This window comes from Klebsiella sp. HN106 (genome assembly GCF_051209435.1).
Lineage (GTDB): Bacteria > Pseudomonadota > Gammaproteobacteria > Enterobacterales > Enterobacteriaceae > Klebsiella > Klebsiella oxytoca.
Map to the genome: position 1 here is coordinate 455,572 of NZ_JBLURD010000002.1, position 24,318 is coordinate 479,889.

General features: G+C 61.2%; 20 protein-coding genes. 12 read left to right on the forward strand and 8 right to left on the reverse strand.

What is annotated here, in order from left to right; genetic code table 11:
- The first annotated feature begins 14 nt into the window (after positions 1-14).
- From ACSIPU_RS08830 to ACSIPU_RS08845, 4 genes are read left to right on the forward strand one after another with little or no spacing between them, the layout of a single operon-like run.
- Positions 15-1,520 (forward strand): sugar ABC transporter ATP-binding protein, encoded by a 1,506-nt coding sequence (locus ACSIPU_RS08830; protein ID WP_029496855.1) that lies wholly within the window; start codon positions 15-17, stop codon positions 1,518-1,520.
- On the forward strand, positions 1,517-2,503 hold the full coding sequence (locus ACSIPU_RS08835; protein ID WP_435321871.1) for an ABC transporter permease: 987 nt from the start codon (positions 1,517-1,519) through the stop codon (positions 2,501-2,503). The genes ACSIPU_RS08830 and ACSIPU_RS08835 overlap by 4 nt, the downstream gene beginning before the upstream one ends.
- Entirely contained in the window at positions 2,503-3,504 is a 1,002-nt protein-coding gene (locus tag ACSIPU_RS08840; RefSeq protein WP_024273906.1) for an ABC transporter permease, read from the forward strand. Before ACSIPU_RS08835 ends, ACSIPU_RS08840 begins: the two co-directional genes overlap by 1 nt.
- Positions 3,505-3,515: 11 nt before the next feature.
- A complete protein-coding gene (locus tag ACSIPU_RS08845) occupies positions 3,516-4,460 on the forward strand; it encodes a carbohydrate kinase family protein (RefSeq protein WP_196557912.1) in 945 nt (314 codons plus the stop codon).
- Between the two features lie 38 nt (positions 4,461-4,498).
- Here ACSIPU_RS08845 and ACSIPU_RS08850 read toward each other — a convergent pair whose 3' ends face one another.
- Genes ACSIPU_RS08850 through ACSIPU_RS08860 form a run of 3 tightly spaced genes read right to left on the reverse strand, consistent with a single transcriptional unit; the run spans position 4,499 to position 7,657 of the window.
- The gene (locus tag ACSIPU_RS08850) at positions 4,499-5,527 is read right to left on the reverse strand and encodes a 2-hydroxyacid dehydrogenase (protein WP_196557915.1); all 1,029 of its coding nucleotides are present in this window, start codon (positions 5,525-5,527) and stop codon (positions 4,499-4,501) included.
- A complete protein-coding gene (locus ACSIPU_RS08855) occupies positions 5,524-7,020 on the reverse strand; it encodes an FGGY-family carbohydrate kinase (protein WP_017146369.1) in 1,497 nt (498 codons plus the stop codon). The genes ACSIPU_RS08850 and ACSIPU_RS08855 overlap by 4 nt, the downstream gene beginning before the upstream one ends.
- Positions 7,021-7,045: 25 nt before the next feature.
- The gene (locus tag ACSIPU_RS08860; protein ID WP_004111298.1) at positions 7,046-7,657 is read right to left on the reverse strand and encodes a methylthioribulose 1-phosphate dehydratase; all 612 of its coding nucleotides are present in this window, start codon (positions 7,655-7,657) and stop codon (positions 7,046-7,048) included.
- Between the two features lie 518 nt (positions 7,658-8,175).
- Between ACSIPU_RS08860 and codB the strand changes: the two genes are divergently transcribed.
- The 7 genes from codB to ACSIPU_RS08895 all read left to right on the forward strand — a co-directional run bounded on the left by codB (position 8,176) and on the right by ACSIPU_RS08895 (position 16,740).
- Positions 8,176-9,438, forward strand: a complete 1,263-nt coding sequence (gene codB, locus ACSIPU_RS08865) for a cytosine permease (protein ID WP_004100109.1) — start codon at positions 8,176-8,178, stop codon at positions 9,436-9,438.
- A gap of 2 nt (positions 9,439-9,440) precedes the next feature.
- Complete coding sequence (locus ACSIPU_RS08870; RefSeq protein ID WP_017146370.1) at positions 9,441-10,676, forward strand: PucR family transcriptional regulator; 1,236 nt, start codon at positions 9,441-9,443, stop codon at positions 10,674-10,676.
- Positions 10,673-11,911, forward strand: a complete 1,239-nt coding sequence (gene codA, locus ACSIPU_RS08875) for a cytosine deaminase (RefSeq protein WP_017146371.1) — start codon at positions 10,673-10,675, stop codon at positions 11,909-11,911. The genes ACSIPU_RS08870 and codA overlap by 4 nt, the downstream gene beginning before the upstream one ends.
- A 145-nt stretch (positions 11,912-12,056) precedes the next feature.
- Positions 12,057-13,046 (forward strand): LacI family DNA-binding transcriptional regulator, encoded by a 990-nt coding sequence (locus ACSIPU_RS08880; RefSeq protein WP_029496856.1) that lies wholly within the window; start codon positions 12,057-12,059, stop codon positions 13,044-13,046.
- Positions 13,047-13,167: 121 nt separating this feature from the next.
- Entirely contained in the window at positions 13,168-13,977 is an 810-nt protein-coding gene (locus tag ACSIPU_RS08885) for an inositol monophosphatase family protein (protein ID WP_004100102.1), read from the forward strand.
- A 107-nt stretch (positions 13,978-14,084) separates the two neighbouring features.
- Positions 14,085-15,446 carry an MFS transporter gene (locus ACSIPU_RS08890; protein WP_004100101.1) on the forward strand — a complete coding sequence of 454 codons (1,362 nt, stop codon included), beginning with the start codon at positions 14,085-14,087 and terminating at the stop codon, positions 15,444-15,446.
- Positions 15,447-15,471: 25 nt separating this feature from the next.
- A complete protein-coding gene (locus ACSIPU_RS08895) occupies positions 15,472-16,740 on the forward strand; it encodes a histidine-type phosphatase (RefSeq protein ID WP_017146374.1) in 1,269 nt (422 codons plus the stop codon).
- Positions 16,741-16,790: 50 nt separating this feature from the next.
- Here the strand turns inward: ACSIPU_RS08895 and mtnA are convergent, their stop codons facing one another.
- Positions 16,791-17,819 carry an S-methyl-5-thioribose-1-phosphate isomerase gene (gene mtnA, locus ACSIPU_RS08900; protein WP_435321875.1) on the reverse strand — a complete coding sequence of 343 codons (1,029 nt, stop codon included), beginning with the start codon at positions 17,817-17,819 and terminating at the stop codon, positions 16,791-16,793.
- 102 nt (positions 17,820-17,921) lie between these two features.
- Between mtnA and mtnK the strand changes: the two genes are divergently transcribed.
- Positions 17,922-19,121, forward strand: coding sequence for an S-methyl-5-thioribose kinase (gene mtnK, locus ACSIPU_RS08905; RefSeq protein WP_196557917.1), 1,200 nt, complete (start codon positions 17,922-17,924; stop codon positions 19,119-19,121).
- Positions 19,122-19,348: 227 nt separating this feature from the next.
- Here the strand turns inward: mtnK and ACSIPU_RS08910 are convergent, their stop codons facing one another.
- The 4 genes from ACSIPU_RS08910 to ACSIPU_RS08925 form a co-directional block, all read right to left on the reverse strand.
- Complete coding sequence (locus ACSIPU_RS08910; RefSeq protein WP_017146376.1) at positions 19,349-20,590, reverse strand: LVIVD repeat-containing protein; 1,242 nt, start codon at positions 20,588-20,590, stop codon at positions 19,349-19,351.
- Between the two features lie 75 nt (positions 20,591-20,665).
- A complete protein-coding gene (locus ACSIPU_RS08915) occupies positions 20,666-21,730 on the reverse strand; it encodes a sugar ABC transporter substrate-binding protein (protein WP_004100093.1) in 1,065 nt (354 codons plus the stop codon).
- Positions 21,731-21,750: 20 nt separating this feature from the next.
- Complete coding sequence (locus ACSIPU_RS08920; RefSeq protein WP_196557919.1) at positions 21,751-22,749, reverse strand: ABC transporter permease; 999 nt, start codon at positions 22,747-22,749, stop codon at positions 21,751-21,753.
- Positions 22,746-24,248, reverse strand: coding sequence for a sugar ABC transporter ATP-binding protein (locus tag ACSIPU_RS08925; RefSeq protein ID WP_004100089.1), 1,503 nt, complete (start codon positions 24,246-24,248; stop codon positions 22,746-22,748). Before ACSIPU_RS08925 ends, ACSIPU_RS08920 begins: the two co-directional genes overlap by 4 nt.
- Positions 24,249-24,318 lie beyond the last annotated feature (70 nt).

The following is a 24,318-nucleotide window of genomic DNA, read 5'->3' on the forward strand; positions in this document are numbered from 1 at the left end:
CCGCTGGTCTGGCGATGAACCAGATCGGCAAAAGCTTTGCCAACGTGACTGCATTAAATGCGGTCACGCTGCTTCTGAATCCCGGTGAAATTCACGGTCTGATTGGCGAAAACGGCGCGGGAAAATCGACGCTGATAAAAATCCTCGCCGGGGTCTACCAGGCCGATAGCGGCAGCGCCACCCTTGACGGCGCGCCGCTGCCGCTTGGCAATCCAGCGGCGATTGAAGCGCTGGGTATCCGCGTCATTCACCAGGAGCTCAATCTGATCCCCCACTTTACGGTGGCGGAATCGGTGTTTCTCGGCCAGGAGTACCGCACCCGCTGGGGCGCGCTGGACCGGCGGCGGATGAATGCCGCCGCCGAAGCGTTTTTCCGCGACAGCTGGCAGCTGGACATCAATCCCCGCCGCCTGATTCGCGACCTCAGCCTCGCCGAACGCAAGCTGGTGCAGATCGCCAGGGCGCTGATTGACGGCGCGGCAAAGCTGGTGGTCTTTGATGAACCCACCGCGCCGCTGGAAGCGCAGGAGGCCAGCCTGGTTTCCTCAGCGATTTTGCGCCTGCGGGAGCAGGGGATCGGCATTCTCTATATTTCCCACTACCTCAACGAGATCGCCGCCCTCTGCGATCGCGGCACGGTACTGCGTAACGGCGAGGTCGTTGGCTATCCCGACCGGGCGCTGCTGCAGGACACCGACGCGCTGATTAAAATGATGGTCGGTCGCGACATCGAACAGCTCTATACCCCGCGCCAGAGCAGCGCTCAACAGGTAGATGCCGCCGCGCCGGTTCTTTCGGTTCGCCATCTCAGCGACGGCGTCCATCTGAATGATATTACCTTTGATATTCAGCCGGGCGAGATCGTCGGCGTCGCCGGCCTGCTGGGCGCCGGGCGCGACGTACTGGTCGATCTGCTTTATGGGCTGCGCCGCGCGCGCAGCGGCACAATAAGCATCGACGGCCAGCCGAAGCGGCTGCGCACGCCGTATCAGGCCACCCGAGCGGGGATGGCGCTGGTGCCGCGCGACCGCCGCCATCAGGGGCTGATTCTCCCCTTCTCCACCGCCGACAATATCAATCTGGCCTCGCTAGCGGAGACCGCCACTTTCGGCTGGGAGCATCGCGGCCGGGCGCTGGCAAAAGCGCGCAGCTGGATTGAGCAGCTCTCCATCCGCCCTGGCCGTCCGGAGCTGCCGGTGCGCTTTATGAGCGGCGGCAACCAGCAAAAGGCGATACTTGCCCGCTGGCTCGGCACCGATGCGCGGCTTTTTATTCTTGATGAACCCACTCTCGGGGTGGATATCGGCGCGCGCAGCGATATTTATCAGCGCACCCGCGAGCTGGCGGATCGCGGTCGCGGCGTGCTGGTCTCATCCAGCGATGCGCCGGAGCTGCTCGGCCTTTGCGACCGCATCCTGGTGATGTGGCGCGGCGAGCTGGTGGCCAATCTCCCGACCCGGGGGCTGACGCTTGACGCGCTGCTGGTGACGATTAACGGTGGACAGGAACAACAGGTATGAGTGCAGATATTCAGCGCCGCCCCCTTCCGGGCATCACGACGCTTATCGAAAAATTCCCCCTGATTCTCTTTTTTGCGCTGCTGGTCTGGCTCAGCCTGCAGTCGCCTTTCTTTTTAAGCTGGCAGAATATCAGCATGATGCTGGTACAGAGCGTGCCGCTGGCGATCCTCTGTTTCGGCCTGGTCTGCGTGATTGCCGTCGGCGGCGATGACGTGGTTTCCGGCGGTATCGATCTGTCGCTGCCCGCCATCGCGGTGCTCGGCGTCGCGCTACTCAGCCTCGGTATGGCGGAGTGGAACACCCCTTACCTGGCGCTGATTCTGCTGCTGGTCGCCGTGAGCCTGGCCTGCGGCGCGGTCAACGCCGTGCTGGTGCTGGCGGCAGGCCTGCCGCCGCTGCTGGCGACCCTGTCGACCTCGGTAGCCTTCACCGGCCTGACCGACCTGCTGACCGGCCAGCGACGCATCGCGGTAAGCGACCCGCTGATGGTGGCCTTTCGCGATAACGCTCTCTTTGGCATTCCCTGGCCGCTTCTCTATCTGCTGGCGGTCTTCGCGCTGTTTCAGCTTTTGCTCCACCACTCCCGCTTCGGCCAGCATTTACAGGCGGTGGGCGGTAACCGCGATATGGCGCAGATGAGCGGGCTCAACGTTCGCCGTTTAACCCTTCTCGTCTGGCTGCTGGCGGGCCTCGCAGCCGGTCTGGCGATTTTTCCGCTGCTCAGCCAGGGCTCAGGCAGCTCGAGCGGCACGGCGACGCCGCTACTGCTGGAAACCGTCCTTGCCACTTTTATCGGCGCGGCGTTCTCGCGGCGTCGCGTGGTCACCATCTGGGGAGCGCTGCTCGGCGCGTTGCTGGTCAACGCGCTCTCTAACGGGCTCGGCCTGCTGGGAGTAAATATTTTCTGGATGGGCGCGATCAAAGGCGGCCTGATCCTCGTGGTGCTGGCGGCGTCAGCGGTCAGACATAAAGGAGGCAACTGATGAGCCAGATGACGCTCAAGACCCCCTCTACGGGACAAACCGGCAGCAGCCCGCTGGCGTGGCTATCACGGGCAGGGTTCGGCATCATTACCCTGCTGGCGATTGCCCTGTTCGGCTGGGCGAACCCGGTATTTCTGACCTTCGATAACTGGGCCAATTTGCTGCAGGGCAGCGCGATTCTGCTGATCGTGGCGATGGCGATGACCCTTATCGTTAGCGCCGGAGCGATTGACCTCTCCGTCGGCGTGGCGCTGGATTTCGGCGCCGCCTTTGCGCTGGTGGCGCTGAAAACCTGGCACCTGCCGTGGCAGGCGGCGGTGGGCTGCGCGCTGCTCGGCGGGGTGATTATCGGCCTGCTGAACGCCTTCCTGATCCTTGTCTGCCAGATTCGCCCGTTCCTCGCCACCCTCGGCACCTGGTTTATCGCCAGCAGCGCCGAGCGCATCTATACCGACGGCGGCGGCTCTATCTCCTACCGCCGGATGGCGCCGGAGTATCACGATCTGGCGGTCGGCACCGTCGCCGGAATTCCGACGCCGGTGGTGATAGTTCTGGCGCTGTGGTTGGCGGCCTGGCTGCTGACCGAACGCACGCTGTTCGGCAAGTACGTGCGCGCTATCGGTCAGAACAGCGAAGCGGCGCGTATCGCCGGGATCCGCGACCGCCGGACCATGCTGTGGGTGCTGGTAGCGGCCTCCGCGCTGTGCGCCGTCGGCGGCGTCATTCTCTCCGCCAACCTGCGCCAGTTTACGCCGCTGGCCGGCCAGGCCTACCTGATGGATGCCATCGCTGCGGTCTTTATCGGCACCGCCTTTAACCGGCTGGGCCGGGTCAGCATTGCTGGCACCCTCGGCGGCGTGCTGTTCCTCGCCATTATTGATAACGGCCTGAACCTGATGGGGCTGAACTACCTGGTGAAAGATGCGCTGGTTGGCGTAATCCTGGTGGTGGCGCTGGCCCTCTCCTTCTGGCAGGCGCGTTTGCGCCAGACCCACCGTTAAGCGGAGCACCTATGGCAGCTTTTGACGCCGTCTTTGTCGGCCTGACTATTCTGGATATCGCCGGTCGCCCGGTGATCGACATCCCGCCGCGCGGCGGGGTGGCCTTTATCGAACAAATTCGTCTGAACCCCGCCGGAACCGCCGCCGGAGCCAATATTAATGCCGCTAAGCTGGGCATTCGTACCGCCGCGGTGGCCTGCCTCGGCGAAGATGAAAAGGCCGATTTTATACTCGCCAGCTATGCACGGCTGGGAATCGACTGTTCGCTGGTCCAGCGTACCGCGCAGCAGGATACGTCGGCGACGATCCTCCCTATCCGCCCCAACGGCGAGCGCCCGGCGCTACACTGCCGGGGCGCTTCCGATACGCTTTTTATCCGCGAAGAGGAGTTTGCTGCCGTCCTCGACTGCCGCTTCCTGCACCACGGCGGCACCGGCCTGCTGGCGGCGATGGATCGCGGGCAGAGCGCCCTTCTGCTGCAAGCGGCGAAGGCTCGCGGCGTCACCACCAGCTTCGATTTGATTGCCCCCAATGAACATACCCTGGAACTGCTGCGCCCGCTGCTGCCGTCGGTGGACTACTTTATGCCCTCCCTTGAAGAAGCGGCGTATCTCTCCGGGGAGACCCAGCCGGAAGCGATCGCCCGCTTCTTTTTTGCCCTTGGCGTCGGGACCTGTATTTTGAAGGACGGCGAGAACGGTTCCTGGCTGCTGACCCGCGACGGCGCCGTTGAACATATCCCGGCGTACCGGGTCGATGCCGTGGATACCACCGGCTGCGGCGACAGCTACTGCGGCGGCTTTATTGCCGCGCTGGCCCGCGGGCTAAGCGTCAGAAAGGCATGCGAGGTGGCTTCCGCCGTCGCCGCGCTGGTGGCGACCGGGATGGGGTCGGATGCAGGGGTGGTGGACTGGCCGCATACCCGGCAGTTTATGGCGGCAAACCGGCGCGGATAACAAGCTTTGCCGCCGCATCGCGCGGCGGCAAAAGCCGGTTAACGCCACTGATAGAGCAGCGGCTCACCGGCGACATAGCGCTGAAGGTCGGCGGCAATCATCGCCGTATGCTTAGCGATGCTCTCCCGCGTCGCCCCGGCAATATGCGGGGTGATAATGACGTTATTCAACTCGGTGACAAACGGATGATCGCGCCACAGCGGCTCGCGATGGTAGACATCCAGCGCCGCGCCGCCCAGCGGGCCGTGGCGCAGCGCGTGAATCAGCGCCTCTTCATCCACGACCGCCGCGCGCGAGGTATTAATCAGCAGCGCGCCCGGCTTCATGCTATTCAACAACGCCGCGTTCACCAGGCCATCGCTGTGCGGGCCGCTGCTCAGATGCAGACTTACGATATCCGACTCGCGGAACAGTCCCTCAAGGGTCGTTTTTTGCAGCCCCGGCTCGTTAATCTCTTCGGCGGCGACAAACGGGTCCACCACCAGCACCGCCATGCCAAAGGCGCGAGCGATGCGCGCCACGCGGCGGCCAATATTACCGTAGCCAATCAGCCCCAGGGTTTTGTTACGCAGCTCGCTGCCTTTAAACACTTCGTAAGGGCTTTGCGGACTGACGTCCCACACCACATCGCGGCGCAGTCCGCTCTGGGTGGCCTGCGCCGCGTTTTCGGCGTGGGTGAATTCGCCGCGCTTCAGCGCCGCGTGCGATTGCGGAATATGCCGCGCCAGGCTCAGCATCAGCCCCAGCGTCAGCTCGGCGGCGGCGTCCGCGTTACGCCCCGGCGTATAGAGCACGCGGATACCGCGCGCCAGGGCGGCTTTGGTATCGATGTTCACCGGATTGGCGCGCGTGCAGGCGATCACCTGCAGACGCGGACAGGCGGCGATCACCGCTTCCGTCACCTCATCGTAGCTGGTCACCAGCACCTCGGCGTCGTGGGCCAGCTCGATCAATTGGTCTGCGCTCAGCTTTGGCTTGCCCAGCGCCCAGCCTTCCACCCGCAGTTCGCCCAGTTGCTGAAAAGCACTGAGGTCGCCGGCGTGTTCGGCGGTAAAAACAATTTTCATATGCGTTGTTCCTGAGAAATACGTTGAAGCGCCTCGCGGCGGGCGTGCCACACCGGCAGCATCTGCTCGCGTAGCAGGCGATAAACCGGATAGAGCGCGACGTAGCGGCTGTGCGCCTGTGGATTGGGCCGATAGCGGGTCTGCTCCAGCGCCGGATAGCGGCTGAGGGCATCAACGCTGCGCGCCGCCAGAATCGCCGCACCGCGCGCGCTAAGCTCGTTGAAAGTACTGGAAACCACCGTTCTGCCGGTACAGTCGGCAATAATTTGCAACCAGGTCGCTGAAGCCGCGCCGCCGCCGGTCAGGTACAGTTCGCCGCCCTGCGGGTAGCCCTGAAGCGAGTCGACGATAGCGTAAGCCAGACCTTCAAATACCGCCCGCTGCAGTTCTGCGCGGGTTGTGTGCTGGCTAATGCCGAAATAGCCTGCCCGCGCCTCGGGGCTGAAGAACGGCGCGCGTTCGCCGTTGAGATAAGGCTGCCAGAAGACGCCGCCGCTGCCCGGTTCAACGCTGGCGATATGCTGTTCCAGCTGCTGTAAATCCGGATCCAGCGAAATCTGCTGCTGGAGCCAGTCGATGTTCGGCGTCCCGGCCTGCATCGGAAAAAGGTTAATAAAGCTGCCCGCTTCGGTGTGGGTAACGTAGCGCGTCCCCTCATTGACCGTCTGGCGACCGTGACAGACGATGCCGGTGCAGCAGGTGGTGCCGAGAATAGTATAAATGTCGCCATCATTGACCGCGCCGCAGCCCAGCGCCGCGCTGCAGACATCCAGCGCGCCGGCCGCTACCGGTGTGGCAGCGGGAAGCCCGGTCAGCGCCGCGACCTCTTCACGCAGCGCGCCAGCCTGCGCGTCCGGCGCCAGCAGCGGCGGAAACAGAGGTTGTAAATCTGCCAGCCCCATCTCGTTGAGCACCACCGCGGATAGCTTCCCGCTCTGCTGATTCAGCAAAGAGGTGCTGGCATCGGTGAGATCCAGCGCCGCGACGCCGGTGAGGCGAAAGCGGATCCAATCCTTGGCGAAGAACAGATAGCGGGCCGCCGCCAGCCGCTCCGGCTGATGATGCTTGAGCCAGCACAGCTGCATGCTGGTGTTGCAGGGCTGAAGATGGGTACCGGTATCGTCAAAGAAACGGCGGTCAAAACCGGGGCGGCTGAGGAGTTCGTTCATCAGTTCCCGGCTGCGGGTGTCGCTCCACAGGATACCCGGCCCGACCGGTTCGCCCTCGGCGTCGCAGAGCCAGACGCCCTCCCCCTGCCCGGCGAGGCCAATGGCGCGTAAACGCCCGTTTTGCAGCGCCGGATTTTGCGCGATATCGCGCAAAATCGCCACCACCGACTGCCACAGCTGGGCCATATCCTGTTCGGCTTCACCGTTGGCCGACAGGCGCGGGCCGGTGTTCTGCGCCGCGCTGGCGCACGCCTGAAAATGTTGATCAAACAGCACCGCCTTCACGCGCGAAGTGCCGATATCAATTCCGAGATAAAAATCCATGCCTGACCCGTTGATGGAGGGAAATTTAGTCGCGCTCGTAGCGGCGGCGCATCAGCTCGCATTCGAAAAGAAACTCCAGTCCTTCCAGCTGGCGACGGGCTTCGGGAATATCTTTGCCCCAGCAGGTCAGGCCGTGGCCGCGCAGCAGGAAGCCGTAGCGCAGCGGGTGGGTCTGCGCATAATCTTCAATGCGCGCCGCCAGGGCGTCGATATCCTGGTCGTTATCAAAAATGGCGACCGGCACGGTATCAAGATGGCTGTGCTGGCCGGCCAGGGTTTTCTGCATCTCATAACCCTGTAGCGCCAGGGTGGCGCTTTTTTCAATCCGCGACAGCACGGTCGCGTTGACGGTATGCACATGCAGTACGACATTCGCTTCCGGGAACAGGCGATACACCAGGGTATGCAGGCCGGTTTCAGCTGAGGGTTTACGCCCGGAAGGCGCTTTATTGCTGGCGATCTCCACCTGCAGGAAATCCTCCGTCGTCAGGCTACCTTTATCGCGCCCCGACTCGCTCAGCCAGCACCAGGTCTCATCCTGACGCACCGACATATTGCCGCCGGTAGCGGGCGCCCAACCTTTCGCACCAATCCAATGACAGGTGGTGACCAGTTGCGCGAGTCTTTCTTGCCACATAGCAGTTCCTTAGTTTAGCGATGTTGTATTTAGCCGTCTAAATGGCTATTTACCCGATACTAACACCGCCGACGTAAGCGAACAATATTTCAGGAAAGACTTACATTGAGAATGGTTATATCAGAAATGCATATGTAATTACGATTTTTAACAACAATACAACTACACATTTTCATGACGCCAAAATTACCGGCTGCGGAGTGTTAAAAAGATGGCTAATCGTTCCAGCGGGAAAAGGCGCAAAATTGACATCATTTGTCAATTCGGCACGGTCTTTCAGGGCGGGTGAGGCGCCAGCCTCCGCCCGGTATTTATGCGGCTACCGTAGCCAACCCCCGCGCCCCGCGATGGTGCAAAACATGGCACTGTGCACAGATTGATGGCAATCGACGACCGAGAAATACGATTTTATGTGCAGATTGCCCACCCTCTTGTGTTATGCCTGCCTTGATTTTTTTGGCATACCTCTTGCTACCCATCAGCCATCGCTATTCGGATAGCCACTCAGAGGTTCCACCATGTCAAACAGCAATGATTTTCCACTCGTCGAAGCGCCCGCTTCCGGGCGCAAGGGCGTATTTTCCATCTCGATGGTTCTGTTCAGCTTTACCTTTTTCACCGGCACCATGTTCGCGGGCGGCAAGCTGGGCGTCTCTTTCTCCATCGTTAACCTGCTGTGGATTGCGGTAATCGGTAACTTTCTGCTGGCTCTGTACGCCGCGTCGCTCGGCTGGATTGCCGCGCGCAGCGGGTTAAATACCGTGCTGATGGGGCGTTTTTGCTTCGGGGAAATCGGCAGCAAGCTCGCCGATTTTATCCTCGGTTTCGCCGAGCTGGGATGGTACGCCTGGGGTACGGCGACGGTCGCCATCTCGCTGGTCAAAATCCTCGCCCTTCCTGAGGCGCTGACGACTCCGCTGATGATCCTGTTCGGTATCCTGTTTTGCGTCACCGCGCTGGTGGGCTACAAGGGGCTGGATGCGCTGTCGCGCGTATCGGTGCCGCTGATGTTTATTCTGCTGGTGGTGTCGATGTACCTTGCCGCCCATCACGCCGGCGGCTGGCAGGCGATGACCCAAATCGAACCCGGCGAAACCATGAGCTGGTCTGCGGCCATCACCATGGTATTCGGCACCTTTGCCAGCGGCGCGACCCAGGCGACCAACTGGACGCGGCTGGCCAACTCCAGCCGTACCGCCATCGTCGCCAGCATGAGTAGCTTCCTGATCGGCAACGGGCTAATGATTATCGCCGGCGCCTGGTGCGCCATCGTTTACCAGCAGGCTGATATCGTGGAAGTGCTGATTTTGCAGGGGCTGTCGGTCGCCGCGGTGGTGATGCTGTGCCTCAATCTGCTGACCATTCAGGGGCCGACGATTTATAACGTCTCGGCGGCGGCCTGCCATCTGCTGCGCAGCGAGCGTCGCCGCACCCTGACCGTAGTCGCCGCCGGGGTCGGCATTCTGCTGGCCATTGGCGGTATGTATGAAATGCTGATTCCTTTCCTGGTGCTGCTGGGCAGCATCATTCCCCCCATCGGCGGCGTGATCCTCGCCGACTACTGGTTTTATCGCGGCGGCCGCTACCCGCTGCTGCACACCACCCGTTTGCCGCGTTTTAACTGGCTGGGGCTTAGCGCCTACGCCGTGGGCGCGGTGGTGGCCTACCTCTCGCCGTGGATCGCCCCGCTGGTCGGTATCACCGTTTCCGCGCTGGTCTATATCGCGCTGACTCGTCTGAGCAAACGCCAGCCCGCCGCTGATTCCGTCGTGGAACAGTAGTCATGAGTCTGACGGTGAGCGAAATCCTCGCCCTTGATGGGCTTTCCGCCATGCGCCTGCGCGCCGGTAAGCAGGGGCTACAGCTGGCGGTGCGCTGGTACTACGTGGCGGAAAATGAAAATATCGCCGAATGGATTATGGGCGGGGAGCTGGTGTTCATCACCGGGATCAACCATCCCCGCGATGAAGACAACCTGATCCATTTGCTGATGGAGGGCAAGCAGCGCGGGATTGCCGGGATGGTGATCCTCACCGGCGATGCGTACATTCAGGCGATCCCGCCGCGCCTGATTGCGCTGGCCGATGAACTGGGCATACCGCTGATCGAACAGCCCTATCTGCTGAAGATGGTGATCGTGACCGAACGCATCGGTACCGCGCTGGTGCGCAGCGAAAACGCCCTGCAATCGCAGCGCGATATTCTGCTGCAGCTGTTAACCGGCGACTTTCCCGACCTGCAAATTCTGCATCAGCGCGCGCTCCACCAGCAGCTGGACTTTACCCGGCCGCTGCGGGTAGCGGCGCTGCGGCTGGAAGGTATCCAGCGCCTGTTTCGTCAGTTTCCGCCGGAGCAGGCCGAGGCCTGGCTGCAGCAGGCCCGCCGCACCGTACGCCAGCGCCTGCAGCAGCAGCTCAATCAGCAGGGCAATCCTTTTCCGCTGGTCGAGCGCGGCAATATGTTTCTCTTCCTGCTGCCGGATGAAGAGGGCGAGTTTTATCAGCAGAAAACGTGGCTCCAGACGTGGCTGCATGCGCTGGCGGAGGGCGACGACGGGCTATCGCTGCTGTGCGGCCTTTCGGCGCCGGTGCAGCAGCTACAGGAATATCAGCGCGCGCTGTCGCAGGCCCGTCAGGCGCTGGACCTCAGCGATAGCCTGCGTCCGGCCCAGCGCATCAGCGACTACCAGCAATTGGGCTTTATCAAGCTGCTCTCCGCCGTCGGCGACCCAGGGCTACTGAGCGATTTTATGCACGATACCCTCGGCTGTCTGATCGAACCCGATCGCAAAAGCCCATGGCTGCTGATGGAGACGCTGGAAACGCTGCTTCAGGAGAGCGGCAACGTGGTCCGGGCCGCCGAGCGGCTGGGTATCCACCGCAACACGCTGCATCAGCGTATCCAACGCATTGAAAAGCTGACCCGCTATCCGGTCAGCCACCCGCAGTTTCATCTCAACGCCTCGGTCGCCCTGGCGATCTGGCGTATGTCGCAAAACCATTTACGGGAACAACCATGAAAATTATCAACGCGCGTCTGCGCCAGCAAGAAGCGCTTTATACCCTTGAGCTAGAGGACGGTCTGTTTAAGAGCATCACCGCGCAGACCGCCGTGCAGACGGCTGACGCCGACGATATCGACGCAGAGCAAAAGCTGGCGATCCCGCCGTTCGTCGAGCCGCATATTCATCTCGATGCCACCCTGACGGCGGGCGAGCCGGAGTGGAATATGAGCGGTACCCTGTTTGAGGGCATCGCCCGCTGGAGCCAGCGTAAAGCGAGCGTCACCGTCGAAGATACCCGCCAGCGGGCGCTGAAAACCATCGGCATGCTGCGCGACAACGGCGTGCAGCACGTGCGTACCCACATTGATGTTACCGACCCTTCCCTGACCGCCCTTGAGGCAATGCTGAGGGTGAAAAAGGAGGCGGCTCATCTTATCGATCTGCAGATCGTCGCCTTCCCGCAGGAGGGCATTGAGTCCTTCCCCGGCGGACGCGAGCTGATGACCCGCGCCATCGAAATGGGCGCCGACGTGGTGGGCGGTATCCCGCACTACGAAAACACCCGCGATAAGGGCGTCAGCTCGCTGGTTTTTCTGATGGACCTGGCCCAGCGCCACGGCTGCCTGGTGGACGTGCATTGCGATGAAACCGACGATCCGCAGTCGCGCTTTCTGGAGGTGCTGGCGGAAGAGGCCCGGGTGCGCGGCATGGGCGCGCAGGTCACCGCCAGCCATACCTGCGCTATGGGTTCTTACGATAATGCCTACTGCTCGAAGCTGTTCCGCCTGCTCAAAGCGTCGGGCATCAACTTTATCTCCTGCCCGACCGAAAGCATTCACCTGCAGGGGCGCTTCGACAGTTGGCCGAAACGCCGCGGCGTGACGCGGGTGGCGGAGCTGGACCGCGCCGGGATCAACGTCTGCTTCGCCCAGGACTCCATTCAGGACCCGTGGTACCCGCTGGGCAACGGTAACATCATGCACATTCTCGACGCCGGGCTGCATATCTGCCATATGCTGGGATACGAAGATTTGCAGCGCTGCCTCGATCTGATTACCGATAACAGCGCCCGCACGCTGTGCCTCGGCGATAACTACGGTATTGCCGAAGGGCGCCCGGCGAACCTGCTGATCCTCGATGCGGAAAACGACTATGACGCGCTGCGCCGCCAGGCAAAAGTGCTGACCTCCATTCGTCACGGTAAGATCATTTTGCAGCGCCAGGCGGAGCAGATTCGCTATCCGGCATAAGCCTGACGTTGGCGCGGTACCTGTGCCGCGTCAACCCGCTGCTCGCCGGAGGATTTATGTGGTACCTTCTTACTACTTTTTCCGTGCCGACGATGGGCTCCTGCGTCGGCGCGGGCTCACTGAGGACAACCCGTACCCTGATACTATGAGCGAAAAAAAATGGATTAAGGCAGAGGACGTTGCCCGGCTCGCTGGCGTCTCCCGTTCCGCAGTTTCCCGCACCTTTACCCCCGGCGCGTCGGTGGCGGAAAAAACCCGCCAGAAGGTTCTCGCCGCGGCGGAAACGCTGGGTTATCAGGTGAATATCATCGCCCGCACGATGAACACCGGCAGTAGCAACTTTATCGGCATCGTCACCGCCGGATTTGATAACCCGTTCCGCAGTAAGCTGCTGTCGCCGCTGGTCCACCAGCTGGCGCTCAACGGTTTTATGCCGCTGCTGATGAACGCCGACGATCCGCAGCAGCTCGCCCCGTCGCTCAGACAGTTGCTGAGCTATCACGTCGCAGGCGTCATTATTACCTCCGGGGCGCCGCCGCTGTCGCTGGCGGAGGAGTATCTGGAGCGAAAAATCCCGGTCACCCTTATCAACCGCCACGCCGACCTGGCCGGCTGCGATCGCGTGTGCAGCGACAACGCGCAGGGCGCGAAGCTGGTCGCCGACCTGTGTACTCAGCGCCAGTGGCGCCAGGCCGGGTTTATCGGCGAAAGTCTGGATAACTTCAGCACCCGCCAGCGCTACGAAGCGTTTGTTGCCCATAGCCAGGGCATGGAGATCGCCGCGCACTTCTGCGACAGCAGCGGCTATCAGGCGGGATTTGCCGCCGCCAGACAGCTGCTTGCCGCACATCCGCAGCTGCAGGCGCTCTTCTGCGCCACCGATATGCTGGCGCTCGGCGCCCTGGACGGTCTGCGGGCAGACAACCCCGCCGCTTCGCTACCCGCTATTATCGGCTTCGATGATATCCCGCAGGCGGACTGGCAGCCCTATCAGCTGACTACCGTGCAGCAAAATACTGCCCTGCTCGCCCACCATGCGGTGGATCTGCTGGTCACGCGGATCGCCAAATTCAGTCTGCCGTCACGCCATCGTGAAGTGCCGGTGAAACTGATCGTTCGTCAAAGTACAAAATGAAAAATTCATTTTATGCCGGAGCGATCACAGAATAATTTTTTTAATCCATCCACACTCATTTTGCCCTTCGGGGCTGTTTTTTTCAGGCAAATTGCACACGTGTGCAAAATAGGGAGTTACGATGAAATCACTGGAATTACATGAACTGCAGGCCCGCTACCGCCTGGCCTGCGAGCTGGCGCAGGCCGGCGCGGAACTGGCGTTCGAATTCTATCAGCAGCGCGACCGGCTGGCGGTGGATCATAAAGGCGATGACCTGCAGGACGTGGTCAGCGTCGCCGATAAACAGGTCGAAGCGTTTGTGAAGCAGCGCATTATGGACGCCTTCCCGCAGGACGGCTTTCTCGGCGAAGAGAGCGGAACGCAGATGCCGGACGCCCGCGTCCTGTGGGTTGTCGATCCTATCGACGGCACCAGCTGTTTTCTTAACGGCCTGCATACCTGGTGCCTGTCGCTGGCTATCGTCGCCGACGGGGAACCGGTTATCGGCGTGGTGTACGACCCCAACCATCGCGAGCTGTTCCACGCCCTGAAAGGCCAGGGCGCATGGCTTAACGATGCGCCTGTCGCGCCGCATCCGGGTGCGACGGTCAAAGAGGGAGTGATGGGCGTCGGCACCTCGCACCGCGTGACGCCTGCGCTCTTTCTGCCCTTCCTCGATGCGCTGCTGAGCGACGGCGGGATGTTTATCCGCAACGGCTCCGGAGCGCTGATGAGCGCCTGGGCGGCGGCAGGCAGGCTTATCGGCTACTACGAACCGCATATGAACCCCTGGGACGGGCTGCCGGGGCTGGTGCTGATGCGCGAAGCGGGCGGCCTTAGCAACGATTATCTGGCAAACGACGGGATTCGTCACGGCAACCCGCTGCTGCTGGCCAGCAAGACGCTCTACCCACAATTAAAAAACATGCTTTGTCACCCATTACCTTAACCGTATCGGGTCAGGCTTTATCTGATTATGTACTCTACACAACGACGATAAACCTCACGGACGAACCACACTAATCAGTCAGGCCTCCGACCTTCGGAGATACCATTATGTCTGGAAGAATTATCGCATTTTTTCGCGCTTCGCCGCCCAAAGCGGGCGGAGAGTTCGATGAGCGGCGCTTTCGCAGCGTGCGCTGGCAAACCTTTATCACCATGACCCTGGCGTACGTCACGTTCTACGTTTGCCGGCTATCGTTCACCGTCGCCAAAAGCGCGCTGGTGGAACTCGGCATAACCCCAACGGAGCTGGGCATGATCGGCTCAACGCTATTTTTCAGCTACGCCATCGGCAAGCTGGTCAACGGCTTTATTGCCGATCATGCCAACGTAGTGCGCTACATGAGCCTCGGGCTACTGCTAAGCGCCGGAATGAACCTGATGATGGGGATGACCAGCAACGCCATGCTGCTGGCAATCTTCTGGGGGATTAACGGCTGGGCGCAGTCGATGGGCGTTGGCCCGTGCGTGGTATCGCTGGCGCGCTGGTACGGCTGTAAAGAACGAGGCACTTTTTACGCGATCTGGTCGACGGCGCATAACATCGGCGAAGCGATGACCTATATGGTGATCGCCGCGGTGATTGCCGGATTCGGCTGGCAGATGGGCTACCTGTCGACCGCCGCGCTCGGCGCCGCCGGGGTGGTGCTGATGCTGTTGTTTATGCGCGACTCGCCGCAAAGCTGCGGCTTCCCGCCCATCAACGTCATTCGCGATGAACCGCAGGAGGAGACGGAAGCCCGCGGCTCGGTATTTAAAAACCAGCTGCTGGCGCTGCGTAACCCGGCCCTGTGGACGCTGGCCCTGGCCTCGGCGTTTATGTATATCGACCGTTACGCAGTGAACTCGTGGGGGATCTTCTTTCTGGAACAGGATAAAGCCTACTCTACTCTCGAAGCGTCCGGGATTATCGGGGTCAACGCTATCGCGGGTATTGCCGGAACCATTATCGCCGGGATGCTCTCCGACCGCTTTTTCCCGCGTAACCGCAGCGTGATGGCCGGGTTTATCAGCCTGCTCAACACCGCCGGCTTCGCGCTGATGCTCTGGTCGCCGCACGGCTACTACACCGATATTCTGGCGATGATTATCTTCGGCGCCACCATCGGAGCGTTGACCTGCTTCCTTGGCGGACTGATCGCGGTTGATATTTCATCGCGTAAAGCCGCGGGCGCCGCGCTCGGCACTATCGGTATCGCCAGCTACGCGGGGGCGGGACTCGGCGAGTTTCTCACCGGCATCATCATCGATAAAACCTCAATGATCGAAAACGGCAAAACGCTATATGACTTCAGTACGCTGTCGCTGTTTTGGGTAGGCACCGGCCTCGTGTCCGCGCTATTCTGTTTTACCACCGCTGCGATTGTCGCCAGGCGACACGCGATAGAACGTCAGACCTCATTCTCGTCATAACCTTTTAACTTATAAGGAAGATTTTATGATGCCTGTACGACATCAGGTTTTGCTACGCCTGCTGCTTACCTGCGCTCTGCCGCTGCTGGCCGCACCGGGCCATGCCGCCACGCAGTATGCGCTGGAAAAAGTGGTTGAACTCAGCCGCCACGGCATTCGTCCGCCGACGGAGGGCAACCGGGAGGCCATCGAAGCCGCGACCCAGCGTCCGTGGACGCAGTGGACCACCCACGACGGCGAGCTGACCGGCCACGGCTATGCCGCCGTCGTCAATAAGGGGCGCGATGAGGGCGCGCGCTTTCGCCAACTGGGGCTATTGACGGCAGGCTGCCCGGCGAGCGGTGAGATTTATGTTCGCGCCAGCCCCCTGCAGCGTACGCGGGCCACCGCCCAGGCGCTGGTGGACGGCGCCTTTCCCGGCTGCGGCGTAATGATTCATCACGTCAGCGGCGACGCGGATCCGCTGTTTCAGACCGACAAATTTGCCGCTACGCAAACCGATCCCGCCCGCCAGCTGGCGGAAGTGAAGAAGAAGGCCGGCGATCTGGCGCAGCGTCGGCAGGCGCTGGCTCCGGCAATTCAGCTGCTGAAAAACGCGGTCTGCGTACCCGATAAGCCCTGCCCGGTGTTTGATCTACCGTGGCAGGTGGAGCAGAGCAAAAGCGGCAAAACCTCGATTAGCGGGCTGAGCGTGATGGCCAATATGGTTGAGACGCTGCGTCTGGGGTGGAGCGAGAACCTGCCTCTCAGCCAGCTGGCGTGGGGCCATATTACCCGTTCCAGCCAGATAACCGCCCTGTTGCCGCTGCTGACGGAGAACTACGATCTGAGCAACGATGTGTTTTATACCGCGCAAAAACGCGGCTCGATTCTGCTCAACGCCATGCTTGAAGGGGTAAAAGAGAGCGCCGCGCCGAACGTGCGCTGGCTGCTGCTGGTGGCGCACGATACGAATATCGCCATGGTGCGGACGTTAATGGACTTTAGCTGGCAGCTGCCAGGGTACAGCCGCGGCAATATCCCGCCGGGCAGCAGCCTGGTGCTGGAACGCTGGCGCGATACCCGCAGCGGTCAGCGCTACCTGCGCGTCTACTTCCAGGCGCAAAGTCTGGACGATTTGCGCCGCCTGCAAACGCCGGATAGCCAGCATCCGCTGCTGCGCCAGGAGTGGCGTCAGGCGGGCTGCCAGACGACCGATGTCGGGACGCTGTGCCCTTACCAGGCGGCGCTGACCGCGCTGGGCCGCAATATCGACCCGCAGTCCGCTCCGGCGGTGGAGATGGTGCTGCCATAAAATAAGTAGAAGGCGAAGCTTTGGCGGTCGCTTCGCTTTTTGGCTCAGGTTCAGGCTTTTTCTGGTTTGAAGGCCCCGGCGGCGACCTGCTCCGGGGTGACCACGCCGCTATCCAGCACCCAGCCGCTGACTAACGTTGCGGGCGTGACGTCGAACGCGGGATTGTAAACCGCAGCCTCTTTCGGCGCCCACTGCACCGCGCCAAAGCTGCCGGCGACGCCGGTGACTTCGGCGGCTGCCCGCTGCTCAATCGGGATCGCCGCGCCGTTCGGGCAATGGCGATCCAGGGTAGTTTGCGGCGCGGCTACGTAAAACGGGATCTGGTGATATTTTGCCAGAACCGCCAGCGAATAGGTGCCGATTTTATTGGCTACGTCGCCGTTGGCGGCAATACGGTCAGCGCCCACCCAAACCGCATCGACCTGGCCCTGCGCCATCAGGCTGGCGGCCATCGAATCGGTAATCAGCCGATACGGCACCCCCAGCTCACCCAGCTCCCAGGCGGTCAGGCGCCCGCCCTGCAACAGAGGGCGCGTTTCATCCACCCAGACGTTTGCCACTTTCCCCTGCTGATACGCCAGCGCAATCACCCCCAGCGCGGTGCCGACGCCCGCCGTCGCCAGGCCGCCGGTATTGCAGTGGGTCAACAGGCGGCTACCCGGCGTCACCAGCGCGCTGCCCGCCTCGGCGATGCTGGCGCAAAGCTGTTTATCCTCGACGATCAGGCGCAGCGCTTCCGCTTCCAGCGCCTGCGGATAGTGCTCCTCCGCCAGCGCCAGCTTCATGCGATCCAGATTATTCATCAGGTTCACCGCCGTTGGACGCGCGGCGCGCAGCGTCTCCAGCGCCTCAGATAGCGCATCGCGGGTCAGACCGCGCCGCGCCAGCAGCGCCAGCAGCAGGCTGGCGGACAGGCCAATCAACGGCGCGCCGCGTACCCGCAGGGCGTGAATATGGTCCACCAGCAATTCGACGTTATCCGCCGCCAGCCAGCGTTTTTCCTGCGGTAAGGCCTGCTGGTCAAGAATAAAGAGCTGATTTTCGCTTACCCGCAGGCTGGTGGTCTGTAGTGTCTGCATTTAGTTAAATCCCTGTTGCGTTGTTGTATCACATTGTGTCAGGATGAAATCCAGAAGTATAGACGTCTGAACGGCTTAATCAGAATTTTGAGGATCGAGGCAATGTCGCAATACCATACTTTCACGGCCAGCGATGCGGTGGCTTACGCCCAACAATTTGGCGGTATCGATAATCCGACAGAACTGGTGTCCGCGCAGGAAGTGGGCGATGGCAACCTCAACCTGGTGTTTAAAATTTTTGATACCGAGGGCGTGAGCCGGATTATCGTTAAGCAGGCGCTGCCCTACGTGCGCTGCGTAGGAGAGTCCTGGCCGCTGACCCTTGACCGCGCGCGCCTTGAGGCGCAAACCCTGGTGGCTCACCATCAGCACTGCCCGCAGCACACGGTGCGGATTGTGCATTTCGATCCCGAGCTGGCGGTGATGGTGATGGAAGATCTTTCCGATCACCGCATCTGGCGCGGTGAGCTGATTAACAACGTTTACTACCCGCGCGCCGCCAGCCAACTGGGGGAATACCTGGCCCAGGCGCTGTTCCACACCAGCGACTTTTATCTGCATCCTCACGAGAAAAAGGCCCAGGTGGCGCAATTTATCAACCCCGAGATGTGCGAAATCACCGAGGATCTGTTCTTTAACGATCCGTATCAGGTTCATGAGCGCAACAGCTATCCAACCGCGCTGGAAACCGACGTCGCCGCCCTGCGAGAAGATGCCCAGCTGAAGCTGGCGGTGGCCGCGCTCAAGCACCGGTTCTTCTCCCATGCCGAAGCGTTACTGCATGGCGATATTCATAGCGGCTCAATTTTCGTCGCCGAAGGCAGCTTTAAGGCCATCGACGCCGAGTTCGGTTTTTTCGGCCCGATTGGCTTCGATATCGGCACCGCCATCGGCAACCTGCTGCTCAACTACTGCGGTCTGCCGGGGCATCTGGGCATTCGCGATGCCGCCGCCGCTCGCGAACAGCGCCTCAACGATATACAGCAGTTCTGGACCACCTTTGCCGAGCGTTTCCAGGCGCTGGCGGCGGAGAAATCCCGCGACGTGGCGCTGGCCTGGCCCGGCTATGCCTCCGCGTTTCTGAAAAAAGTGTGGGCCGACGCGGTCGGCTTCTGCGGCACCGAGCTGATTCGCCGCAGCGTCGGGCTATCGCACGTGGCGGATATCGACGCTATCCCGGACGAAGCCATGCGTCATGAATGCCTGCGCCACGCCATCACCCTGGGTAAAGCGCTGATTGTGATTTCCGATCGCATCGACAGCGTGGATGAGCTGATTGCGCGAATTCGCCAGTACGGTTGAATCTCCGTCCAGCCTTTCCCGGCTCGCGCTGCGCTTAGCCGGGCTACGAGTGCACCGCCGTCTGTGGGCCGGTAGCCCGGACAGGCGCGTCAGGCGCCGCCTCCGGGTATTGGCCTCTTTCCCCGGAGGCGATGCTTCGCATCTGTCCGGGCTACGGGGGCACCACCGTCTGTAGCCCGGGTAAGGCGTTTGCGCCGCGACCCGGGAAGGCAACACCCCCCCATCCCCTACCCCAGATACTCAATCACCGACAGCCCGCCGTTATAGTCGGTGCTGTAGATTATTCCCTGAGCGTCGACGAACACATCGCAGGACTGGATCACCCGCGGACGACCGGGGCGGGTATCCATCATTTTCGCCGGCGCGGCGGGCACCAGCGCCCCGGTTTCCACCGGCCGATAAGGGTTGGAAATATCGTAAGCGCGAACGCCCGCGTTCTGATAAGTGGCGAAAATCAGCGTTGAGCTGACAAAGCTGCCGGGGCGATTCTCATGCAGGTTATGTGGACCGAAGTGCGCACCTTTCGCCACGTAATCAGCTTCATCCGGCTGCGGGAAAGTGGCGATACTCACCGGATTTGTCGGCTCGCGAATGTCGAACAGCCAGATCAGCTTCTCCCCATCCTGCTGGTTATCCAGTACCGCCTCATCAAGCACCACCAGCAGATCCCGGTCCGGGAGCGGCAGCGCGGTGTGGGTACCGCCGCCAAACGGCGGGCTCCAGTTACGGTGGCTGATTAGCTTCGGCTGAGAGCGATCCTGCACATCGAGCAGGGTCAGGCCGCCGTCGCGCCAGCTGCCGTAGGCGGTGTCGCCGGCGATAATCGCGTGATGCAGGGCATAGCGCTTACCTTCCGGCCACTGCGCGGTCTCCCCCGCCGCCTGGTTCATCCCCGGCAGCCACCAGCGCCCGGCAACTTCCGGCTTACGCGGGTCGGCCAGGTCGATAGTCAGGAAAATATAGTCGCTAAAGCCGTCAATCAGCGCGGAAACGTAGGCCCAGCGCCCGCCGACGTACCAGATTCGGTGAATACCGATGCCGTTAAGCGACAGAAAGGCGATCTCTTGCGGTTTATCCGGGGTGGAGATATCAAAAATCCGCAGCCCGGCGCTCCAGCCCTTCTCCCGTACGTCGCTGACCGTCTCGCCCACCGAACGGGTGTAATAAACCTTCTCGTCGGCGAAGCGGGCATCGGCGAACAGATCCCGGGCGTTGATCACCAGCAGCAGATCGTCGTGCGCCTGTAAATGGACGTTCCAGGTACCGGGTGGCGCGGCGATGTAATTGACCGTTCGCGGACTTTTCGCGTCACGTACGTCCACTACGGAAAAGCCCTGCGATACCATATGGCCAATATAGGCATAACCCCGATGTACCATCAGCTGGACGCCGTCCGGGCGTCCTCCCTGATCGCTATGTCCAATCAGCCGCATATTGCGGCTGTATTCCGGGCGCGGTAATTCAGCCACATAACCTCCTGTTGCCGGGCAGCGCTGGTTCCCTTCTACCGCTGGCAGAGGGTACCTGACAGCCGCCGGACGCTATTATTTGTTTTTCGCTTCGAGAGTGGCAAACCACGGGGCGATAAAGTCTTCAGTCTGGCCCCAGCCTGGAATAATTTTACCCAGCGAAGCGACGTTGACCGCTCCCGGCTGCGCCGCCAGCAGCGCCTGCGGAATCGCCGCCGCTTTAAAGTCGTAGGTTGCGGGGGTTGGTTCGCCGGCAATCTTATTGGCGATCAGACGCACGTTAGTGGCGCCGATAAGCTTCGGATCCACCGCTACGCTCACCTTCCACGGACTGCCGGATTCGCGCATCAGCTGCAGATCCTGGTTAGAAATATCGATGCTGTAGAGTTTGATCTCGCTGCGACCGTTCTCTTTCAGCGCTTTATAAGCGCCCTGGCTGAACGCGTCCCAGGTTCCCCAGATAGCATCAATTTTACCTTTCGGGTATTTCGCTAAGATCGCGCCAACCTTGTTGGCCGTATCGCCCTGCACATCGGATGAGACGGCGCCGATCGATTCCAGCTCTTTGATGCCGGGATTTTGTTTAAGCAGCGTCTGGTAGGCCGCCTGGCGACGCTCCATCGGCGGGAAGCCTGCAACCCACAGTTTGACGATATTGGCTTTGCCGTTGAAATCTTTCACCAGCTGGCCAAAGGAGAGTTCGGTCAGGGAAGCGTCATCCTGCTGGGTGACGGTGACGCCCGGGATCTGGCCGTTTACCGCGGTATCGAAGACCGAGACTTTGATCCCGGCGTCCACCGCTTTTTTCACCAGCGCAGTGGCGTAGGGATCGCGCCCCTGAGAAAGGATAATGCCGTCGTATTTCTGGCTAATCGCCTGGTTAACGAAGTCCTGGAATTTGGCGTCATCACCGTTGCTGAGGAAGGTACTGATTTTAAAGCCGAGCTTTTTGCCCTCCTGGACCGCTCCGGAGACAAACTGGGTGGTGTTATCGTCGGAGCCCAGGTTGCGGATCACCGCAATGCGAATCGGCCCGCTATGGTCGGCGATCGCTGTCGGAAGCGGCGCCGGGGTTTCAGCAAAAGCTGCCGTCGCGTTAAACAATCCCAGCGCGATGAGTGAAAGCGTTATCTTTTTCATAGTGTTTACCCTGTAAAATTTTAGGTACGGCGCTGAAAATAAGTCAGTGCGAGCGCGCCAGCCAGCACCAGCCCTTTAATAATGTCCATCGCGTAATACGGCACCGAGAGCATCACCAGGCCGTTGGAGAGCACGCCTAAAATGACCGCCCCCACCAGCGTACCGAGCGCATTCGGCTTACCGGAACCGGCCAGCGAGAAGCCAATCCACGCCGCCGCCACCGCATCCATCAGATAGCCGCCGCCGGCGTTCACCTGCGATGAGCCGATGCGCGACGCCAGCAGAATGCCGCCGAGCCCCGCCAGCAGGGAGGCAATCACGTAAGCGGCAACTTTGTACCGGGTGATCCGCAGACCCGAGAGGCGCGCCGCTTCCGGATTGCCGCCGATGGCGTACATCCGCCGGCCGTGAATGGTCAAGGAGAGCGCCAGCTGGGCGACAACGGTCACCACCAGCATAATAATGACTATCGTCGGCACCTGTCCGAGCGAACCAAACGCCGCCGGAATCGCGCCTTCCGCCATATCGCCGCTCGGCAGCACCATATTTTCGGTGATCGACCCGCCGTAGCTGTAAGTCATCGCCACGCCCTGAATCACGAACAGGCTGGCAAGCGTCGCCAGCATGTCGGGTATACGCAGGATCACGATCAGAAACGCGTTGAACAGCCCCACTAAGGTACAGAGCGCGAGGGTGACAAGAATTGCCTCGGTGGTGCCGAAGCCGTGCCAGACAAACAGCGAAATCACCAGCGCATTGGCCAGCGAGGCGGTGGAGCCTACGGACAAATCGAAGCCGCCGATGGTCAGGGATATCGATACGCCGATAGCGATCACCGTCACGATGGCGATAGATCGCAGGATATTGATGATGTTAAACGGGTCGAGGAAGTTGTCCGATGCCAGACCAAAAACGGCGATCAGCAGGACGACGGTCAGCAACATGCCCCATTTGTAGAGAAAATCGAAAAATCGCTGACGGCCAGAAACCGCCGCGTTAACTGCCAGGGCTTTACTCACGCTGCTGCTCCTCCGGTGGAGTAATAAAGAATGTTTTCTTCCCGGGCCTCCGCGCCCGCAATTTCCGCCACGATGCGTCCGTCCCACAGCACGCAGATGCGATCGCACAGGCCGACCAGCTCGGCGAATTCGCCCGAGGCGTAAATCACCCCTTTGCCTTCCCGCGCCAGGCCGTCGATCACATTGAATAAATCCGTTTTGGCTTTGACGTCGACCCCTTTGGTCGGCTCATCGAAAATCAGGACGTTGGCGTTGCCGCGCAGCCATTTGCCAATCGCTACCTTTTGCTGATTACCGCCGGAGAGCCGGCGCAGGCTCTGCGCCGGGCCTGAAGTCCGAATGCCTACGCGGGCAATCACCTCTTCCGCCCAGCGCCAGGCCTGACGATGGCCAAACAGGCTCCAGCGGGAGAAGCTGCTATCGGCGCTGACCGCCAGATTCATCGCCACCGGCTCCTCGATAAAAATGCCCTCCTTGCGCCGCTCTTCCGGCACCAGCGCCAGGCCGCGCGCTACCGAGTCCGCCGGGTCACGCGGTCGCCACGGCTGACTATTCAGTTCGCCGCGCGTCAAACGACTTTTGCTGGCGCCAAACAGCGCCTTGCACAGCTCGGTTTTGCCGGCGCCCGCCAGTCCGGCGATCCCCAGAATCTCTCCCTTGCGCAAACGCAGGGAGATATCCTGCAATAACCCTTCGTCGTGCAGCCCTTCCACCTGTAGCAGCACCTCATCGCTATGGGGCGGCCGCTTCGGCGGGAAGATATCGCTCAGCTCATGACCGAGCATTCTCTCGACGATCTGTTCGCCGCTGAGATCGGCCATCGGCCCGCTCTCAATCAGTCGGCCGTCGCGCAGCACCGTCAGGGTGTCGCAAACGGCTTTTAATTCATGAATGCGGTGCGAGATAAACACAATGCCAAGGCCCTGCTGTTGCAGGCGGCGAACCACCGCAAACAGGCGCTCGCTTTCGTTTTGGTCCAGCGGCGCGGTTGGCTCATCGAGGATAAGAAAGCGGCAGTGATGCGACAGGGCGCGAGCCAGCAGGATTTGCTGTTTTTCCGCCAGCGTGCAGCTGTCGATGGAGCGGCGCACGTCGAGGCTGACGTCAAGCTGAGCCAGCGCCTCGCGCGCCAGCTGGCGCAGCCGTCCCCAGCGGAAGGCGAGCCCCGGTTCCGCCAGCCTGTCGAGCATGATGTTTTCCGCGATGCTCAGGCCCGGAACCAGCGCCACGTCTACCTCCTGCTGCACCAGATGAATCCCCAGCTGTTTAGCATCGCGCGGCGAGCGAATGCTCACCGGCTGGTTGTTAATCACCACCTCGCCTTCGTAATGGGCGTGGGTGCCGCACAGCACCGCCATTAGCGTGGACTTGCCTGCGCCGTTAGCGCCGGTCAGCGCATGCACCGAGCCCCCTTGCAGGGTAAAAGCCACGTTGCTGAGCGCCCGAAAGCCGGAAAAGGCCAGGCTAATATTTTGCATCTCAAGGCGATTGCCGGTCATCCCCTGCACCCTGTCGATTAATCTTCTGATTTAACGAATTTTTCATAGCTGCCCTTGACTGACAAATGCA

Excerpts from the sequence above, each read along its gene's own strand:
- ACSIPU_RS08830 (WP_029496855.1), top strand. The coding sequence starts at position 15 with ATGAACCAGATCGGCAAAAGCTTTGCCAACGTGACTGCATTAAATGCG.
- codB (WP_004100109.1), top strand. The coding sequence starts at position 8,176 with ATGTCAAACAGCAATGATTTTCCACTCGTCGAAGCGCCCGCTTCCGGG.
- ACSIPU_RS08835 (WP_435321871.1), top strand. The coding sequence starts at position 1,517 with ATGAGTGCAGATATTCAGCGCCGCCCCCTTCCGGGCATCACGACGCTT.
- ACSIPU_RS08845 (WP_196557912.1), top strand. The coding sequence starts at position 3,516 with ATGGCAGCTTTTGACGCCGTCTTTGTCGGCCTGACTATTCTGGATATC.
- ACSIPU_RS08925 (WP_004100089.1), bottom strand. The coding sequence starts at position 24,248 with ATGACCGGCAATCGCCTTGAGATGCAAAATATTAGCCTGGCCTTTTCC.
- codA (WP_017146371.1), top strand. The coding sequence starts at position 10,673 with ATGAAAATTATCAACGCGCGTCTGCGCCAGCAAGAAGCGCTTTATACC.
- ACSIPU_RS08890 (WP_004100101.1), top strand. The coding sequence starts at position 14,085 with ATGTCTGGAAGAATTATCGCATTTTTTCGCGCTTCGCCGCCCAAAGCG.
- ACSIPU_RS08850 (WP_196557915.1), bottom strand. The coding sequence starts at position 5,527 with ATGAAAATTGTTTTTACCGCCGAACACGCCGGCGACCTCAGTGCTTTT.
- ACSIPU_RS08860 (WP_004111298.1), bottom strand. The coding sequence starts at position 7,657 with ATGTGGCAAGAAAGACTCGCGCAACTGGTCACCACCTGTCATTGGATT.
- ACSIPU_RS08895 (WP_017146374.1), top strand. The coding sequence starts at position 15,472 with ATGATGCCTGTACGACATCAGGTTTTGCTACGCCTGCTGCTTACCTGC.
- ACSIPU_RS08855 (WP_017146369.1), bottom strand. The coding sequence starts at position 7,020 with ATGGATTTTTATCTCGGAATTGATATCGGCACTTCGCGCGTGAAGGCG.
- ACSIPU_RS08870 (WP_017146370.1), top strand. The coding sequence starts at position 9,441 with ATGAGTCTGACGGTGAGCGAAATCCTCGCCCTTGATGGGCTTTCCGCC.
- mtnK (WP_196557917.1), top strand. The coding sequence starts at position 17,922 with ATGTCGCAATACCATACTTTCACGGCCAGCGATGCGGTGGCTTACGCC.
- ACSIPU_RS08915 (WP_004100093.1), bottom strand. The coding sequence starts at position 21,730 with ATGAAAAAGATAACGCTTTCACTCATCGCGCTGGGATTGTTTAACGCG.
- ACSIPU_RS08880 (WP_029496856.1), top strand. The coding sequence starts at position 12,057 with ATGAGCGAAAAAAAATGGATTAAGGCAGAGGACGTTGCCCGGCTCGCT.
- ACSIPU_RS08885 (WP_004100102.1), top strand. The coding sequence starts at position 13,168 with ATGAAATCACTGGAATTACATGAACTGCAGGCCCGCTACCGCCTGGCC.
- ACSIPU_RS08840 (WP_024273906.1), top strand. The coding sequence starts at position 2,503 with ATGAGCCAGATGACGCTCAAGACCCCCTCTACGGGACAAACCGGCAGC.
- mtnA (WP_435321875.1), bottom strand. The coding sequence starts at position 17,819 with ATGCAGACACTACAGACCACCAGCCTGCGGGTAAGCGAAAATCAGCTC.